The 18,710-nt window shown below is 72.9% G+C and carries 7 protein-coding genes; all 7 read right to left on the bottom strand.

Going from position 1 to position 18,710, the window contains the following annotated elements; genetic code table 11:
• Positions 1–3: 3 nt before the first annotated feature.
• Positions 4–12,054, bottom strand: coding sequence for an amino acid adenylation domain-containing protein (locus tag AB0447_RS10020; protein ID WP_366476086.1), 12,051 nt, complete (start codon positions 12,052–12,054; stop codon positions 4–6).
• Between the two features lie 124 nt (positions 12,055–12,178).
• Positions 12,179–13,630: a UbiD family decarboxylase gene (locus AB0447_RS10015; protein WP_366476085.1), complete on the bottom strand. Its 1,452-nt coding sequence runs from the start codon at positions 13,628–13,630 to the stop codon at positions 12,179–12,181.
• Complete coding sequence (locus tag AB0447_RS10010) at positions 13,624–14,961, bottom strand: hypothetical protein (RefSeq protein ID WP_366476084.1); 1,338 nt, start codon at positions 14,959–14,961, stop codon at positions 13,624–13,626. The genes AB0447_RS10015 and AB0447_RS10010 overlap by 7 nt, the downstream gene beginning before the upstream one ends.
• Positions 14,962–14,989: 28 nt before the next feature.
• On the bottom strand, positions 14,990–16,381 hold the full coding sequence (locus AB0447_RS10005; protein WP_366476083.1) for a TrpB-like pyridoxal phosphate-dependent enzyme: 1,392 nt from the start codon (positions 16,379–16,381) through the stop codon (positions 14,990–14,992).
• A 46-nt stretch (positions 16,382–16,427) separates the two neighbouring features.
• Positions 16,428–17,120 carry a transglutaminase-like domain-containing protein gene (locus AB0447_RS10000; protein ID WP_366476082.1) on the bottom strand — a complete coding sequence of 231 codons (693 nt, stop codon included), beginning with the start codon at positions 17,118–17,120 and terminating at the stop codon, positions 16,428–16,430.
• A 32-nt stretch (positions 17,121–17,152) separates the two neighbouring features.
• The gene (locus AB0447_RS09995) at positions 17,153–18,292 is read right to left on the bottom strand and encodes an acyl-CoA dehydrogenase family protein (protein ID WP_366476081.1); all 1,140 of its coding nucleotides are present in this window, start codon (positions 18,290–18,292) and stop codon (positions 17,153–17,155) included.
• A gap of 43 nt (positions 18,293–18,335) precedes the next feature.
• Positions 18,336–18,710 (bottom strand): ectoine synthase, encoded by a 375-nt coding sequence (locus AB0447_RS09990; RefSeq protein WP_366476080.1) that lies wholly within the window; start codon positions 18,708–18,710, stop codon positions 18,336–18,338.

Raw genomic sequence — 18,710 nt, 5'->3', positions numbered from 1 at the left:
GGGTCAGTCGGTCGCGGGCAGGCGGAGCTCGGCGGCGAGCACCGAGCCGATCCGGGCGATCGGCTGCGGACGGGTCATCGCACCGTGCTCGCAGTCCACCGGGTGGTCGCGGACCTCCCCGGTGACGTGCGCCGCCCAGTCACCGGCGGTCGGGTCGTCGGGCGCCTTGTCCGCCGTGGCGGTGAAGAACAGCAAGTCGCCGTCGAATTGACGAGGCGTGAACTCCCTCATCAGGCGTGCGTTACGGACGAACCCGCGGGCCAGGTTCGTCAGCTGTTCGGAGGTCGCCCCGGCGAGCGGGCTCTGCTGCTCCCTGAGCAGGTCCAGCGCAAGCTCTGGCGTGAGCACCTCAACCTCGCCAGTCTGCACCGGGTGCCCAAGCGAGTCAAGAAGATCCGCCAGCGCGTACTGATCACCCGTCAGGCGAATTTCGGACACCGGAGCGGGGTAGCTGTCGAGCAGCGCGAGCAGTGCGACCTGCTCGCCCTGCTCGCGCAGACGGACCGCGATCTCGTGCGCCACCGTGCCGCCGAACGACCACCCGAGCAGGTGGTAGGGGCCCTCGGGCTGCACCTCCCGGATCAACGCAAGGTAGTCCTCGGCCATCTCGGCGAGCGTTGCGGGCGAGGTCTCGGTTTCGGTCAACGTGCGGGCCTGAAGACCGTACAGCGGTCGCTGCGGCTCCAGTTCGCGTAGCAGGCCTGAGTACACCCAGGCGATGCCGGCCGCCGGGTGGACGGCGAACAGTGGCGGCAGGGTGCCCTCGGCGCGCAGCGGCAGCAGGGTGGCGAAGTCGTCCGACCAGACCGAGGCGCCTGCCTCGGCGTCGGCCAGCCGCTCGGCCAGCCGGGCCACCGTCGGCGCCTCGAACAAGGCACGGATGCCCAGCTCGACCCCTGTGGATTGGCGCAGCCGGGCGGTCAGGCGGGCGGCGAGCAGCGAGTGGCCGCCGAGGTCGAAGAAGCCATCGTCGATGCCGACCTCGGGGAGGCCGAGCACGTCCGAGAAAGCGGCGCACAACTCCTTCTCCAGCGCGGTGCGCGGGGCCCTGCCCGCCACGACGGTGCCGAAGTCGGGCTCGGGCAACGCCTTGCGGTCGGTCTTGCCGCTGGGTGTCAGCGGCAGCGCGTCCAGGACCACGACCACGGTCGGCACCATGTAGTCGGGCAGCGCGCCGGCCAGGAAGGCGCGCACCTCGGCCGGGTCGAGCCCGGCGTCGGTGGCCGGAACGGCGTAGCCGACCAGCCGCTTCACTCCGCCGGCACCCTCGCTGACCACCACGGCACCCGCGGCCACGCCGGGGTGGCGGGCCAGCACGGTCTCGATCTCACCCAGCTCGATCCGGAAGCCGCGCACCTTGACCTGGTGGTCGACCCGGCCGAGGAACTCCAGGTTGCCGTCCTGCCGGCGGCGCACCAGGTCGCCGGTGCGGTACATCCGGCTGCCGGGCGGGCCGTACGGGTCGGCGACGAAGCGCTCGGCGGTCATGGCGGGCCGCTGCCAGTACCCGCGCGCCAGGCCGGATCCCGCTATGTAGAGCTCGCCGGGCACACCGACCGGGACGGGCCGCAGGCCGGCGTCCAGGACGTGGGTGCGGGCGTTCCAAATCGGCCGGCCGATCGGCGGGGCCTGCGGGGCGGGGCTGAGCGGGTCGCTCATGGTCGCGACCACGGTGGTCTCGGTGGGGCCGTACACCTGCATCACGGTGCGGCCCGGAGACCAGCGCTCGACCATGTCGGCGGGCAGGGCCTCGCCACCGACCACGAAGCCGCGCAGTGTGGGCAGGTCGCCGTCGGGCAGCGAGGCGAGCATCGGGGCGACCAGGTCCGTGTGGGTGACGCCGTACCGGGTGATCAGGTCGTACAGCTCCTGGCCGACGGCCTGCTGGTCCGGTCCGGGCACCACCAGGGCGGCGCCGGAGGAGAGCGTCATCACGATGTCGGCCATCGACACGTCGAAGCTGATCGAGACGACGAGCAGGAAGCGGCTGCCGGGGCCGAGGCCGAGCCGGTCGACGTGGGTGCCGGCCACCGAGGCGATACCTCGGTGGGAAACCACCACACCCTTGGGGCGGCCGGTGGAGCCGGAGGTGTAGATGACGTAACCGGGCCGGTCGAGGGTGAGCGGCGCGGTGCGGTCCGCGTCGCTCGGGTCGGTGGCCGGGTACGTCCCGTCCTCGTCCTGGTCGAGCACGATCACAGGACGTTCGCCGGCGGGCAGCCGGTCGGCAACGGCCGCCGTGGTGAGCACCAGGGCCGGGTCTCCGTCGGCCAGCATGTACTCGATGCGGTCGGCCGGGTATCCGGGGTCGATCGGCAGGTAGGCGGCGCCGGCCTTCACCACGCCGAGCAGCGCCACGACCATCTCGACCGACCGGGGCACGGCGAGCGCGACGAACTGCTCGGGGCCGACGCCGAGGCCGATCAGGCGGTGCGCGAGCCGGTTGGCCCGCTCGTTGAGCTCGCGGTAGGAGACCACCGTGTCGCCGAACACCACGGCGTCGCCGTCCGGTGTGCGGGTCGCCTGGGCCTCGAACAGCTCCGGCAGGGTCGCGGCCGGGACCTCGCGGGCGGTGTCGTTCCAGCCGTGCAGCAGCAGCTCGCGCTCGTCCGCGCCGAGGATCTCCAGCTCGCCGATGCGGCGGCCGGGGTCGGCCACCACGCTTTCGAGCAGCCGCAGCAGGTGACCGGCGAAGCGCTCGACGGTGGTGTGGTCGAACAGGTCGGCGCTGTACTCGACGACGCCCTCGATGCCGGCGGGCAGGCCGTCCGCGCCGCGCCGCTCGACCAGGTCGAGCGCCAGGTCGAACTTGGCCAGCCCGAGCGGGACGATCTCGGCGCGGCCGGTCAGCCCCGACAGGTCGAGCTCGGCGTTCAGACTCTCCTGGAAGGCCAGCATCACCTGGAACAGCGGGTGGCGGGACAGCGACCGGGACGGGTTGACCAGCTCGACCAGCCGCTCGAACGGCAGGTCGGGGTGGGCGTACGCGGCGAGGTCGTGGGTGCGGACCCGGTCCAGCAGCTCGGTGAAGGCCGGGTTGCCGGAGGTGTCGGTGCGCAGTACCAGGGTGTTGACGAAGAAGCCGACCAGCTCGTCCAGCGCGTCGTCGGTGCGGGCGGCGATCGGGCTGCCGATCGGGATGTCCTCGCCGGCACCGAGCCGGGTGAGCAGGGTGGCCAGCGCGGTCTGCAGCAGCATGAACACGGTGGAGCCGTTCGCCCGGGCCACCTCCTGCACCCGGCGGTGCAGTTCGGCGTCGATCCGCAGCGGCACGGTGCCGCCGCGGTAGCCGGCGACGGCCGGGCGCGGCCGGTCGGTGGGCAGGTCGAGCTGGTCGGGCAGGCCGGCCAGCGCGGTGCGCCAGAAGTCGAGCTGCTGGGAGAGCTGGCTCTGCTCGTCCGCCTCCTCGCCGAGCACCTCGCGCTGCCAGAGCGTGTAGTCGCCGTACTGGACCGGCAGCTCCTCCCACTGCGGGGACGAGCCGGCGGTGCGGGCGGTGTAGGCGCGGGACAGGTCGCGGGTGAGCGGGGTGGTGGACGGGCCGTCGGCGGCGATGTGGTGCAGCACCAGCAGCAGCACGTGCTGCTGCTCGCCCAGTTCGAACAGGTGGGCGCGCAGCGGGATCTCGGTGGCCAGGTCGAAGCCGCCGACGGCGGCGGTGTGCAGCTCCTCGGCCAGGGTCTCGCGGGTCGCCGCCTGCTCGTGCAGCCGGAGGCGGGCCTGTTCCGGGGTGAGGACCAGCTGGTACGGCGCGCCGTCGAAGTCCGGGAACAGGGTGCGGAGTGCTTGGTGGCGCTCGGTCACATCGTTCAGCGCCGCGGTGAGCGCGGTGCGGTCGAGCGGGCCGTCGAGGTGCAGCGCCACGGGGATGTTGTACAGCGGCGAGCCGCCCTCGAAGCGGTTGAGGAACCAGAGCCGGCCCTGCTGGTAGGAGAGCGGCAGCCGCTCCGGCCGCTCGTGGCGGCGCAGCTCGGGGCGGGCGCCGGAGGCGCCGGCCAGCCGCTCGGTGAGGCCGGCCACGGTGGGCGACTCGAACAGGTGGCGGATCTTCAGTTCGGCGTTGAACACCGCACGGATGCGGCTGATCAGCCGGATGGCGAGCAGCGAGTGGCCGCCCAGGGCGAAGAAGCTCTCCTCCAGCGGCACCGACGGCAGGCCGAGCACCTCGGCGAACAGGCCGGCGACCAGCTCCTCCTGGGCGGTCCGCGCGGCGCGCCCGGCCTGGGCACCGGGCTCCTCCTCGTGGACGGGGGCGGGCAGGGCCTTGCGGTCGAGCTTGCCGTTGGGCGTGAGCGGCAGCCGGTCGAGCAGCACCACGGCGCCGGGGACCATGTAGTCGGGCAGCTCGGTCGCGGCGTACCGGCGCAGCTCGGCGGCGTCGGGGCCGGCCGCGTCCGGGGTGCCGTCCGCGGCGGGCACGACGTACCCGACGAGCCGCTTGTCGCCCGGGCGGTCCTCGCGGACCAGGACGGCGGCCTGCCCCACCCGCGGGTGGGCGGCGAGCACGGACTCGATCTCGCCGAGCTCGATCCGGAAGCCGCGCAGCTTGACCTGGTAGTCGACGCGGCCGAGGTACTCGAGGTTGCCGTCGGCGGCCCAGCGGGCCAGGTCGCCGGTGCGGTACATCCGGCTGCCGGGCGGCCCGTACGGGTCGGCGGTGAACCGCTCGGCGGTCAGGCCGGGGCGGCCGAGGTAGCCGCGGGCCAAGCCGTCGCCGGCGATGTACAGCTCGCCGGCCACGCCGGGGGCGGTGAGGGCGAGGTTGCCGTCCAGGATGCGGATCTGGGTGTTGTCGATGGGCCGGCCGATGACGGGCGCGCCGGGGCGCTCGTCCAGCAGCGCCGAGGTGGACCAAATGGTGGTCTCGGTGGGGCCGTACATGTTCCGGACGCCGGCGGCCAGTTCGCGCAGCCGGGCGGCCAGGGCGGGCGGCAGGGCCTCGCCGCCGACCAGGACCCGCACCCCGGCGAGCGCCTCCGGGTGGGAGGCGATCAGCGCCTGCCAGAGCGAGGGGGTGGCCTGGACGACGCGGACGTGCTCGGCCTCGATGAGGGCGGCGAGCGCGGCCGGGTCCTGGACGGTCTCCTTGGCGGCGACCACCAGGGCGGCTCCGGAGAGCAGCGGCAGGTACATCTCGAGCGCGGCGATGTCGAAGGCGATGGTGGTGACGCCGAGCAGCCGGTCGTCGGCGGTCATCGGGACCTGCTCGCCCATGGCGGCGAGGAAGTTGACGAGCGAGGAGCGGGGCACCACGACGCCCTTGGGACGGCCGGTGGAGCCGGAGGTGTAGATGACGTACGCCGGGGTGGCCGCGTCCACGGTGATGCCCGGGCTGGTCGCGGGCTGGCCGGCGAGCCGGTCCTCCTGGTCGAGCAGCAGCCGGGGTACGGCGCCGTCGGTGGGGGTGTCGGCGGTGGTGACGAGCAGGGCGGGGGCCGCGTCCTGGAGCATGTAGGCGATCCGCTCGGCCGGGTAGTCCGGGTCCAGCGGCAGGTAGCCGGCGCCGGTCTTGAGGACCGCGAGCAGGGCGGTCACCAGGTCGGCGGTGCGCGGCAGGGCGAGGGCGACGTACTGCTCGGGCCGCACGCCCTCGGCGATCAGCAGGTGGGCGAGCCGGTTGGCGCGCTCGTCGAGTTCGCGGTAGCTGAGCCGCTCGGTGCCGGCGACGACCGCGAGGGCGTCCGGGGTGGCCCGGACGACGGCCTCGAACTGCTCCACGAGGCCCTGTGCGGGCAGGGCGCGGGCGGTGTCGTTCCAGCCGTACAGCAGCTGCTCCCGCTCGTCGTCGGCGAGGACGTCGAGCCCGCCGAGCCGCCGGCCGGGGTCGGCGACGACTGCCTGCAGCAGTCGGCGCAGCCGGGTGAGCAGCAGTTCGACGCTCTGCCGGTCGTAGAGGTCGAGGCTGTACTCGGCGACGCCGGTGATGCCGCCGTCGGGCCGCTCCTCGCAGTACAGCGAGAGGTCGAACTTGGCCGCGTCGAGGGCGACCTCGACCGGCTCGGCGGTGAGGCCCGCCAGGTCGTGGTCGGCGACGGGCGTGTTCTGCAGGGCCAGGAACACCTGGAACAGCGGGTGGCGGGCCAGCGAGCGGGTCGGGTTCAGCGCCTCGACCAGCCGCTCGAACGGCACGTCCTGGTTGCCGTAGGCGGCGAGGTCGGTGTCGCGGACCCGCCGGATCAGCTCGGTGAAGGCCGGGTCGCCGGAGGTGTCGGTGCGCAGCACCAGGTTGTTGATGAAGAGGCCGACCAGGTCGTCCAGGGCCTCGTCGGTACGGCCGGCGACGGGGCTGCCGATCGGGATGTCGGTGCCGGCGCCGAGCCGGGTGAGCAGGGTGGCCAGGGCGGCCTGCAGCACCATGAAGAGGGTGGCCTGCTGGGAGCGGGCGAGCGCGAGCAACTCGCGGTGCAGTTCGGCGTCCAGTTCGAACGGGATGCTCTCGCCGCGGTAGCTCGCCCGGGCCGGCCGGGGCCGGTCGGTGGGCAGTTCGAGCTGGTCCGGCAGTCCGTCCAAGGCCTGCCGCCAGTAGTCGAGCTGGCGGGCGTAGGGGCTGTCTCCGTGGTCCTCGGAGCCGAGTGCGTCGCGCTGCCAGAGTGCGAAGTCGGCGTACTGCACCGGAAGTTCGTCCCACAGTGGGGCACTGCCGGCAGTTCGGGCCGCGTATGCACGGGCCAGGTCGCGGCGCAGCGGCGCGATCGACCAGCCGTCGGAGGCGATGTGGTGTAGCACCAGCAGCAGCACGTGCTCCTGCTCGCCCAGTTCGAATAGGTGGGCACGGAAGGGGAGTTCAGTGGCCAGGTCGAACGGACGGGCGGCCTCGCCGGTCAACGCGGCGGCGAGGCCGGTGGCGGCAACCGGGGTGACCGGCAGTTCGGGCGTGGCGTCGGCGAGTACCAGCTGGTACGGCTCGCCGGCCTCGGCGGGGAAGAGGGTGCGCAGTCCCTCGTGTCGCGCGGTGAGGTCGGCCAGCGCCGCGGTGAGCGCCGCCCGGTCCAGTGTGCCCCGCAGGCGCAGGGCGAGCGGGATGTGGCCGGCCGCCGGGTTCTCGTCCATCCGGCTGAGGAACCAGAGCCGCTGCTGCCCGTAGGACAGCGGCGGGCGCTCGGGCCGCGGGCGCGGGGTGAGCGCGGCGCGGGCCGTGGCCGCGCCGTCGAGCTGCAGCGCCAGGGCCTCGGGAGTGGGCGCGTCGAACAGGGCGCGGACGCCGAGTTCCACGCCGAAGGTGGTGCGGATCCGACTGACCAGCCGGGTGGCGAGCAGCGAGTGGCCGCCGAGGGCGAAGAAGTCGTCCTCGACGCCGACCCGATCCACGCCGAGCACATCGGCGAACAGGCCGCAGAGCAACTCCTCGGGCAGGCCGCTGGCGGCCCGGCCGTTGCCGGCCTCGAGGGCGGGCGCGGGCAGCGCCTTGCGGTCGAGCTTGCCGTTCGGGTTGAGCGGGAACGCCTCCAGCACCACGACGGCGGACGGCACCATGTGCGCGGGCAGCCGCTCCGCCAGGACGTGCCGGATCTCGGCGGGTTCGGCGTCGCCGGTCACGTAGCCGACGAGGCGGCGGTCACCGGGGCGGTCCTCGCGGACCACCGCGACGGCCTGGGCGACCCCCTCGACTCCGGCGAGCTCGGCCTCGATCTCGCCGAGTTCGATCCGGAAGCCGCGGATCTTCACCTGGTGGTCGAGGCGGCCGAGGTACTCGATCTGGCCGTCGGCCGACCAGCGGGTGAGGTCGCCGGTGCGGTACATGCGGGTGCCGGGCGGCCCGTACGGGTCGGCGACGAAGCGCTCGGCGGTCAGTCCGGGGCGGCCGAGGTAACCGCGGGCGACGCCGTCACCGGCGATGTACAGCTCGCCGGCGACACCGGCCGGCACCGGGCGGAGCGCGGAGTCCAGCACGTACACCCGGGTGCGGCGCAGCGGCCGGCCGATGGGCGGGGCGCTGCGCACAGGGCCGTTGGTGTACCAGGCGGTGGCGTAGACGGTGGCCTCGGTGGGTCCGTAGATGTTGGCCAGCCGGTCTGCGCCGAGGGCGGCCTGGATGTCGTTGCCGGCCTGGGCGGGCAGGCCCTCACCGGCGAGGACGACGGTGCCGGCGGTGGCGTCCAGGTCGCCCTGGGCGACCAGCTGGGCGAGGGCCGAGGGCACGCCGCTCACCAGGGTGGCGGAACGTCCGCCGCGGTCGGCGAGCGCCAGCAGGTCGTCCAGCACCTCGACCGTGCCGCCGGAGAGCAGCGGTCCGAACAGCTCGAACACCGAGACGTCGAAGTTGAGCGAGGTGGTGAGCAGCACGTGCGCCAGACGCTCCTGGCCGAACTCCTCGTGGGCCCAGGCTGCCAGGTTGGCCACCGAGGCGTGCTGGACGACCACGCCCTTGGGGCGGCCGGTGGAACCGGAGGTGTAAATGGCGTACGCCGGGTGCTCGGGCCGCAGCGCCACCACCGGGTCGGTGGCGGGACGGCCGGCGGCGAGGCCGGAGTCGTCGAGCAGCAGCCGGGGAACCCCGGAGTCGGGCAGGTCGATCCCGTCGACGGTGAGCACGAGGGCGGGCCGTGCGTCACGGAGCAGGTAGTCGATGCGGTCGGCCGGGTACTTGGGGTCGACCGGCAGGTAGCCGGCTCCGGCCTTGAGGACGGCCAGCAGCGCCACCACGGCCCGCTCGTCGCGCGGCAGGGCGAGTGCCACGAACTGCTCCGGGCCGACGCCGCGGTCGATCAGCTCGTGGGCGAGCCGGTTGGCTTGCGCGTTGAGCTCGGCGTAGGTGAGCCCCCGGTCGCCGGCCAGCACGGCGACGTGCTCGGGGGTGGCTGCCACCTGGGCCTGGAAGAGCGCGGGCAGCGTCCGGTGGACGACGGGCGCATCGGTGTCGTTCCAGGTCTCCAGGATCTGGTGGCGCTCGGCCGTGGAGAGCACCGAGACCTCGTCGGCCGACTGCTCCGGGTCCTCGGCCAGGGCGGTCAGCAGGCGCACCAGACGCTCGCCGAGCCGGACCGCCTCGAGCCGGCTGAAGGTGTGGGTCTGGTGGCTCAGCCGCAGCCGCAGCCGCTCGCCGGGGTGGATGAGCAGCGCCAGCGGGTAGTGGACGGCGTAGCGGCTGTCCACCGCGGCGCCGGTGCGGTCGCCGGGGAAGCTCTCGAAGACCGTCAGGGTGTCGAACAGCGCACCGTGGCCGACCAGCTGCTGTATCTCGCCCAGCCCGGTGTACTGGTGCGCGGCCATTGCGGCCTGCTGCTCCTGGATGCCGGACAGCAGGCTGGACAGCGTCCGGTCGGGTGCGATCCGGACCCGGACCGGCACGGTGTTGATGAACAGGCCCACCATGCTCTCGATGCCGGGCAGTTCGGGTGCCCGGCCCGAGACGGTGGTGCCGAACACCACGTCGTCGCGGCCGGTGAGCCGGGCCAGCAGGAGTGCCCAGGCGCCCTGCACCGCGGTGTTGAGGGTCAGCCCGCGTGCGCGCAGCACACCCTCGAGTCGGGCGGTGAGCTCGGTGGACAGCTCCACCCAGTGATCGCGGGGCAGTTCGTCGGCGACGCGGTCGCCGCCGACGGCCGCCGGGGCGAGCAGGGTGGGCTCTTCCATCCCGTCGAGCAGCTCGCGCCAGGCCTCCCGGGAGGCCGCGTGGTCGTGGCCGGAGAGCAGGGCCAGGTAGTCGCGGTACGGGGTGACCGGGCTCGGCTCGGCGCCGGCCAGTAGGGCGGACAGCTCGTCCATCAGCAGCGGCAGCGACCAGCCGTCCACCAGGATGTGGTGGAAGGTCAGGGCTGCACGCCGACCGTGCCGGCCGAGGTCGGCGACGGCGATCCGCACCAGTGGCGGCGCGGAGAGGTCGAAGCCGCGCTTGCGCTCGGTGTCGAACAGCTCGGCGGCCTTGCGCGCCGCGTTCGGGCCGACGTACTCGCCGACGGTGAACTCCGGTTCGCCCCCGGCGGGGACGAACTGGACGGGCTGCGCCTGGTCGTCGTGGGCGAAGCCGGCCCGGAGGTTGGGGTGGCGGTCCAGCAGCCGGCCGACCGCGGTCCGCAGCTCCTCGGGCTCGGCATCCAGCTCGAACACCAGCTGTACCGAGTAGACGTCCAGGCCGCCCTTGGAGTACTCGGCGTGGAACAGCAGGCCCTTCTGGAGCGGGGCGAGCGGCCAGAACTCGTCGGCGTCGGGGTGGGCTGCTCGCAGCCGGGCGAGCTGGGCGGCGGGCGGCTCGAGCAGGGCGGGCAGCGCGAGGGTGGCCTCCTCGACCGGCTCCCCGGCGACCTCGGCGAGGGCGGCGACGGTGCGGTGGGTGAAGACGTCGTGCTGGGTGAGCGCCAGCCCTGCCCGGCGCGCCCGGCTGACCAGCTGGATGGACCGGATGGAGTCGCCGCCGAGGTCGAAGAAGCTCTCCTCGACGGAGAGTTCGGGCAGACCCAGCAGCTCGGCGGCCAGGTCGTGCAGCACCCGCTCGGTGGGTGTGCGCGGGGCGGTGCGCTCGCCGGCCGGAGCGAGGGCGGGCGCCGGCAGCGCCTTGCGGTCGAGCTTGCCGTTGGGTGTCAGCGGGAAGGCGTCGAGCAGCACGAAAGCGGTCGGCACCATGTACTCGGGCAGGTCGGCGGCCGCGGCCGCGCGGACCGCCGTCACGTCGATCTCGGCACCGGGCGCCGGCACCAGGTAGGCCACCAGTCGCTTGCTGCCGGGCCGGTCCTCCCGGGCCAGGACGGCGCAGGCGCCGACGCCGGGCCGGGCTTCCAGCACGGCCTCGATCTCGCCCAGTTCGATCCGCAGGCCGCGGATCTTCACCTGGTGGTCGACTCGGCCCGCGTAGACGACCACGCCGTCCTCACGCCACCGGGCGAGGTCGCCGGTGCGGTACATGCGGGTGCCGGGCGGCCCGTACGGGTCGGCGACGAACCGCTCGGCGGTCAGGCCGGGGCGGCCCAGGTATCCACGGGCCAGCTGGACCCCGGACAGGTAGAGCTCGGCCGTCTCGCCGACCGCGGCCGGCCGCAGTTCGGCGTCGAGCACCCGCACCTGGGTGTTCCAGACCGGACGGCCGATCGGAACGGACACCTCGCCCGGCTCGGGGACGCACTCCCAATAGGTGACGTCGACGGACGCCTCGGTCGGCCCGTACAGGTTGTGCAGCGGCACGCCGGGCAGCACCGCCCGGAAGCGGGCCGCGAGTTCGACCGGCAGGGCCTCGCCGCTGGCGATCACACGGCGCAGCCCGGCGCAACCTGCGGCCGCCGGTTCGTCGACGAACGCCTGCAGCATCGACGGCACGAAGTGCACGGTCGTGATGCGCTGGTCGCGGATCAGCTCGGCCAGGTACGCCGGGTCGCGGTGCCCCTCGGGGCGGGCGACCACCAGCACGGCGCCGGTGATCAGCGGCCAGAAGAACTCCCAGACCGAGACGTCGAAGCCGGACGGGGTCTTCTGCAGCACCCGGTCGTCCTCGGTCAGGCCGTACTCCGCCTGCATCCAGTGCAGGCGGTTGACGATGCCCTCGTGCGGGACGACGACGCCCTTGGGGCGGCCGGTGGAGCCCGACGTGTAGATGACGTACGCAGCGTCGGCCGGACACGGGGCGACCACGGTGGCAGGCTCGCGGCCGGCGACGTCCGCGTCGGCGTCGGGGAGGCGGTCGAGGACCAGGGTGGGGATGGCCTCCCCCACCGGGTGGCCGACGGTGCTGTGGCTGAGCAGCAGCACAGGTGCGGCGTCCTGGAGCAGGTACGCGATCCGGTCGGCCGGGTAGTCCGGGTCGACGGGCAGGTACGCGGCGCCGGTCCGGAGCACCGCCAGCAGGCCGACCACCAGCTCGACCGAGCGCGGCACGGTGAGCGCGACGAGCCGATCCGGCCCGGCCCCGTACCCCCGCAGCCGTTCAGCCAACTGCTCCGCACGGGCGTCGAGTTCGGCGTAGCTCAGCTCAATGTCCTCGAAGACCAGCGCGGTCCGGTCCGGGGTGCGGGCCGCCTGGGCTGCAAGCAGTCCGGCCAGGGTCTCCGAAGTGCCCGGCAGCTCGTGCGCGGTGTCGTTCCAGTCTGCCGGCGCGTTCCGGCGCCCGTCCGTGTGCTGCCCAGTCATGTCTTCCCCTCGAAAGTGGCATCGTGCTCGGTGACGCGTCGTGCGCAGTGACGCGTCGACATGTGCGACGCGTCACTGCTCGGTGGCGCGACGCTTGTGGTGCGGGCGCGCGCCGGCCCGGCGGTCAGTCCGACGGCGACCTGAAGCTGCGCTCGGTGTGGGCGCGGAGTCGGTATGGCGTGGTGGCGTCGATGAAGGTGCGGGGCGGCACGTCCGGCGTACCGCCGCGCGCACGCGCCCAGTCGGGCGTCTGCGACGGATCCATCGGGACCGGTGGGTGCCCGGGAAGTTCGACGCAGTCCGCTCCGAGGTTGGCCCGGGTGGTCATCGCCCACAGCAGCTCCTCGGCACTGCGGACCCGGACGTCGTCGTCGGTGAACAGCACCGTCTTGACGAACGGATGCCGGCGGACGACCTCCTCGGCGATCGCGGGCAGGGCCCGGTCCGCCGCGGCGGAGCCCTTGCGCACGGCGACGGCCAGCAGCAGCATGCCCCCGCCGGCGGGCGAGAAGTGCAGGTCGTGCACGTGCAGGCCGGGAGCGGACGGCAGCGACAGGGCCACCGAAAGCGCTCCGGCGACACCCAGGATGTGCGACTGCTCGCGGCCGGGCCCGATGACGGCCTGGTAGAGCGGGTGGCGCCGGGTCGTGACGGCGGTGACGGTGAGCACCGGCAGCCCGCTCTTGGCCCGCCCGTCGTAGCCCAGGAACTCCGGCAGCGACCCCTCCGGTGCGGCGCCCGGCAGGGCCTCGTCGGCCAGCGTGCCGTCGAGGTAACCCTCCAGGACGATCTCGCTCTCGGCGAGCGCGGCCACTCCGGGCTGGGTGAGCGCCGGGACCAACGTGAGGGGCGCCCCGGCGAGGCCACCGGCCACCGCCGGCTTGTCCGACCCGTCCGGCAGGAATCGTGAGTTCAGCGCCGAGGCGATCATCGCGGCGGGCGGCACACCGAGGTTGACGGTGACCGGCAGGCGCTCGCCGCGTGCCACCGCCTGCTCGCGCAGCTGTCCGAGCCGGCGGCCGGGCACCATCCAGATGGTCAGCCGGTCACGGCCGATCACCAGCATCCGGTGCGCGGAGAGCGCGCTCTCCCCGGTGAGGGCGTCCCCGGCGTGCACCAGGGCGGCCGTCAGGTACGGCCCGGCATCCCTGGGGGTGGTGGTGAGCACCGGCAGCTCGCGCAGGTCCACCTCACCGAAGACCACCTCCTGGCAGGGCGCCGTGGTCACCCTGACCGGCGCGATGCCGGCGGCCACCAGCGCGGCGGCGCTCTGCGGCGTGGTGTGCCGGGGCAGGCCGGGCAGCCAGCCCCGCAGCCGGTCCTCGTCGCCGTACATGCCGAGCAGCACCGGCGGGCCGGCGGCGCCGGAGCGCACCCCGGTGTACAGCACGGCCGGTTCGGGCCGGGCCACGCCGACCGCGGGGACGCCGGCGTACCGCTCGGCGAAGTCGGCGGCCACCGCCTCCCGGGCGATCGGCTCGTCCCGGGTGATCACCGGCATCCCGGCCAACGCGGTACGCAGCGACAGGCCGGCGGTGGCCGTGCGCTCCGCGGTGCCCGCCTCGGTGGTCACCATGCCGCCGCCACCCCCTCGCCGAGTTCGCCGAACCAGCCGTTCAGGTCCGGGTGGCGCAGCAGACCGGTGCCGATGAGCAGGCCCCGGTACCCGGCGGCCAGCAGTTTGGTGGCGTCCTGCGGCGTCTCGATGCCGCTGGCACTGACCGGCACCCGGGTGCCGGTGGCGAGGACGTCGGGCAGCAGTCGCAGGCTTCGCCCGAGGTCGGGCGCGTCCTGCTCCTTCTGCCGGATGTCCTTGTTGTTCACGGCCACCACACAGGACTCGCCGTGCACCAGGGACGCCAGCTCCCTTTCATCGGTGACCTCGACGAACGGGGTCAGCCCGTGCTCCAGGGCGGCCTCGATCAGCCCGGGCAGCACACCGTTCGGCAGCACCGTGGCGGTGAGGAGCACGGCGGACGCGCCGGCCGCGCGGGCCTCGGCGAGCTGCCGCTCCTTGGTGAAGAAGTCCTTCACCAGGACCGGCAGTTCGGTGGCGGCCGCGACCTCGTCCAGCAACGCGGCGGTGCCGCCGAACCACGAGCCGGTGACCACCGAGAGGGCGGGCGCGCCCAGCCGGGTGTACTCGTCCACGATGGCCCGCACCGACCGGCCGCGGAACAGGTCCTCGGCGTGGGCGCTGCGGGCCTTGAGCTCCATGATCACCGGCAGTCGGGCGGCCAGCAGCGCCGCCGGGAAGTCCTCGGCGGTGGAGCGCCAAGCCGCCCGGATCCGCTCGATCCGGGGCGTCTCGAAGGCGCCGCCCGCGCCGCGCGCGGCGCTGTCCACGTCGATGCCGACGAAGCCGGTGTGGCTCCGGGCCGCCCGGTGCGCACCGGCGTTGACGGTGCTGATTCCGCCGGCGAGCATGAACGGCTTGGTCAGCCGGGCGAGCACCGCCTCGACGGCCCCGGCCGCCAGCGGCACGCCGGTGCTGCCGATCTTGCCGTCGGCGCCCACCGAGTCGAACAGGAAGACATCCACACCCGCCCGCTCGTACGCCCCGATCAGCGGTGCCTCCAGCACCTGGCCGTCCCGGACGTGCAGCACCTTCAGCAGTTCGACAGCGGGCAGCTCCGCGCGGATCGCCGCCACCTGGGCCGGCGTGGCGTAGCCGTGCAGCTGTACCCGGGACACCCCGGAGGCGGTGACCGCCTCCAGCAGCACCGCCGGGTCGGCGAGCAGGGTCACCAGGACCGGCGCCGGCCCGCCGACCGCCCGAGCGAGGCCGGCCAGCCGGACCACCTCCGCCAGGGTGAGGTCGGCGGGTCCGTCAGGCACGCCGTACCAGAGTCCGATCAGATCGACCGGGGCCCCGGCGAGCAGCCTCAGCTGGTCCTCGCCGGTCACCCCGCACACCTTCAGCCGCACCGTCCGCTCAGCTCCCCGCGACCGAAGAGGCCGCGGACTCCGACCCGAACTGCTCCGGCAGCTTGGCCAGCGAGCGCGCGACCAGCTCCTGGTCGAATCCCTCGTCCACGAGCTCGCCGCCCAGGTACTTCTCGTACGCCGTCAGGTCGAAGTGGCCGTGGCCGGAGAGTCCGAACAGGATCGCCTCGGAGCGGCCCTCTTCCTTGAGCCGCAGCGCCTCGTCGATGGCCACCCTGATGGCGTGGGTGGACTCCGGGGCGGGCACGATTCCCTCGGTGCGGGCGAAGGTCACACCTGCTTCGAAACAGCGGGTCTGCGGTACGGCGCGCGCCTCCATCAGCCCGTCCTCGAGGGCCTGGCTGACCAGCGGCGCGATGCCGTGGTAGCGCAGGCCGCCGGCGTGGATCGAAGGCGGCACGAAGGAGTGGCCGAGGGTGTGCATCTTCAGCAGCGGGGTCAGGCCGGTGGCGTCGCCGAAGTCGTAGGCGATGCGACCCTGGGTGAGGCTGGGGCAGGCGGCCGGCTCGGCGGCGATCACCCGCACCCGGCGGCCGCCGCGCAGCTGCTCGCCGAGGAAGGGGAAGGCCAGGCCTGCCAGGTTGCTGCCGCCGCCGGCCGCGCCGATGATGATGTCCGGGTAGTCCTCGGCCATCTCCAGCTGGAGCAGCGCTTCCTTGCCGATCACCGTCTGGTGCAGCGCGACGTGGTTGAGCACGCTGCCGCCGGCGTAGTTGGTGAACGGGTCGTTCATCGCGAGTTCGATCGCCTCGGAGGTGGCGATGCCGAGGCTGCCGGGGCAGTCCGGGTCGTCGGCGAGGATGCCGCGACCGGCGGCGGTCTCGGTGGACGGGCTGGGTACGCAGGTGGCGCCGTAGGAGTGCATCAGGGCGCGGCGGTAGGGCTTCTGGTGGTAGCTGACCTTCACCATGAAGACCTTGACCTCGAGGCCGAAGAAGGCCCCGGCGAGCGAGAGCGAGGAGCCCCACTGACCGGCCCCGGTCTCGGTCGCGAGCCGGCGGATGCCGGCCGCCTTGTTGTAGAAGGCCTGCGCGATACCGGTGTTGGGCTTGTGGCTGCCGGCCGGGCTGCCGCCCTCGTACTTGTAGTAGATCCGAGCGGGGGTGTCGAGCAGCTTCTCCAGGCGGCGGGCCCGGAACAGCGGCGCCGGCCGCCACTGGGCGTAGATCTGCCGGACCACGGAGGGGATCTCGATGTCACGCTCCAGCGTGAGCTCCTGCTCGGCCAGCTCCTTCGGCATGATGTGGATCAGGTCGTCGACGGAAGCGGGCTGCCCGGTGCCCGGGTGCAGCGGGGGCGACAGCACGGGCAGGTCGGCGGCGAGGTTGTACCACGTCTCCGGGATCTGTGAATCCGCGAGCTGGTACTTGATGGTGTCCACGGTGGCGGCCTCCGGGCCTGGTTGTGGCGAGGTGGGAAGGGCGTCGTCAGGCGTTGCTGCGGGCGGCCGCGTCGGCCACCAGCGAACCGGCGGCGAACCGCCGGCTGTCCGGTCCGGCGAACAGAGCGGGGTGCTCACGGAGCATCCCGGTCAGCACCAGGTCGTACGGAAGATCGTCGAACTCGCCGTGCTCGCGCAGGAATTCCATCTGCCGGGCACCGTGCTCGTCGAAGGGGTGGTGCACACTGTCGGCCGTCCCGTCGAACTCCAGCGGCTTCATCCCGTACAGGCGGCAGAGCAGCTTGTTGAACACGGGGGTGGCCCGCACCCAGCGCCCGCCCAGGTGCACTGAGGTGAGCGCGTGGTAGTGAAAGACGTCTCCGCCCACGTACTGCTTGATCCGCTCGGACGCCAGGTGGTTGCGCACGTCGGTGAGTACCAGGCGGCCGGGGATGCCGACCGAGCGCAGCGCGGCCAGGTACACCAGCGACTTGTGGATGCACATCCCGCGCTTCGCCGAGACGATCTGACTTGCCGTCATCGCCTCGCGGGAGAAGTCCGCTCCGTAGATCTCGTAGGTGATCCGGTCCCGCACGGCGTAGTAGAGCCGCACCGCGCGGTCTCGGTCGTCTGTTCCCCCGTCCGGCAGCACCTCCGCGACGAAGGCACTCACCTCCGACGAGGCGTGGTCGATGAATTCGGTCGCCGCCAGCGTGCTGGCGAACGCGTCGCTCGACATGGGAAGGACTCCGTACTCTCGGAAGGGGCCGGTCACAGGCCGAGCATGGTGGCGATCCGGACCCGCTGGACCTCGGAGGTTCCGGAGTAGATCGTCCCGGCGACGGCGTTGCGCAGCTCCTGCTCGACGCCGTACTCGGCCATGTAGCCGTTGCCCCCGAAGATCTGCACGGCGTGGAGGGCGGAGGCCAGGTTCGCCTCGCTGACCACCAATTTGGTGGAGGCCAGGTCGATGGTGACGTCCCGGCCGGCGGTGAGGGCCGCGGCAGTGTCGTAGAGCCAGCGCCGGGAGGTCTCGACGCCGATCCGCATCTCCACGATCCGGTTCGCCACCATTTGGAACGAACCGATCGGCTGCCCAAAGGCGGTGCGCTCCGTGGCGTAGGCGATGCACTCCTCGAGCCGGCGCTGCATCTCACCCAGGGTGACGGCGAAGGAGCACAGGATCTCCCACTTCATCACGTGGTCGAGCACCATGAATCCGGTCCCGACCCGGCCGATCACGTTGGCCTTCGGCACCCGGCAGTCGTCGAAGAAGAGCTCCGACATCGGGGACGACTTGAGGCCCATCTTCTCGATCGGTTTGCCGGCGGTCAGCCCGCGGGTGTCCCGCTCCACCAGGAACGTGGTCACCCCGAGCGGACCGGCGGTCGGATCGGTCTTGGCGTAGACGGCGATCACGTCGGCGACCGGCCCGTTGCTGACGAAGGTCTTGCTTCCGTTTAGCACGAACTCGTCGCCGTCGAGCACCGCGGAGGTGCGCATCGCCAATGCGTCCGAGCCACCGCCGGGTTCGCTGATCGCGTGGGCGCCGATCAGGCTGCCCTCGGCGATCCCGGTCAGGTACCGCTCCTTCTGGGCGGCCGTACCGAAACGCTGCAGCGGAACTCCGACGCTCACCATGCTGGTGGTGACGGAGAAGTTCAACCCGCCGTTGCGGCAGCCGTGGCCGAGGCCCTCCAAGACGTACATGGTGGTCAGCAGATCCTGGCCAAGCCCGCCGTGTTCGGACTCGAAAGGCAGCCCGAGCAGGCCCGAGTCGACGACCGCCTGCCACGATCCGCGCGGGAACCGCGCGGCCTTGTCGTGTGCCAGGTGGTCGTCACCGAACTTCTCGAACCACGGTGTCAGGACGTCGCGCAACTCGCGAGCGTCGGCAGACCATTCGATCATCGCAGCTTCATTCCCCGGTCGGTGGTCGGTGGCGCGGGTGGGCTCAGTAGTGGGAGGACGACGCACCGGTGAGGTCGTGCACCTCGTCGCCGCGCAGCGCCGGGGTGAAGACACACACCAGGCGCAGGTCCTCCTCCGGCCAGGCGATCAGCCAGTGCGCGTCGTTCCGGTCCAGCGCGTAGAGCGTGCCGGGCTCGATGAAGTGGCTGTTGCCGGCCATGTCGACGACCTCACCACGGCCGGAGATGCAGTAGCAGGCCTCCAGGTGTCGCTTGTATTCCAGCAGCGACTTGCTGCCGGCGGAGACGACGGTGTCGGTGACCGAGTAGCCCATCTGGTCGGCCTCCACCAGGAAGCGGCGGCTGATGCCGTTGCCCCACTCGACCGTCTTCACGTCCTCGAGCTTGCGAATGATCAC

Source organism: Streptomyces sp. NPDC051211 (assembly GCF_040689505.1).
Lineage (GTDB): Bacteria > Actinomycetota > Actinomycetes > Streptomycetales > Streptomycetaceae > Streptomyces.
Note: the sequence above shows the minus strand (reverse complement) of the source record. Positions and strands in the feature narration are given on the sequence as shown.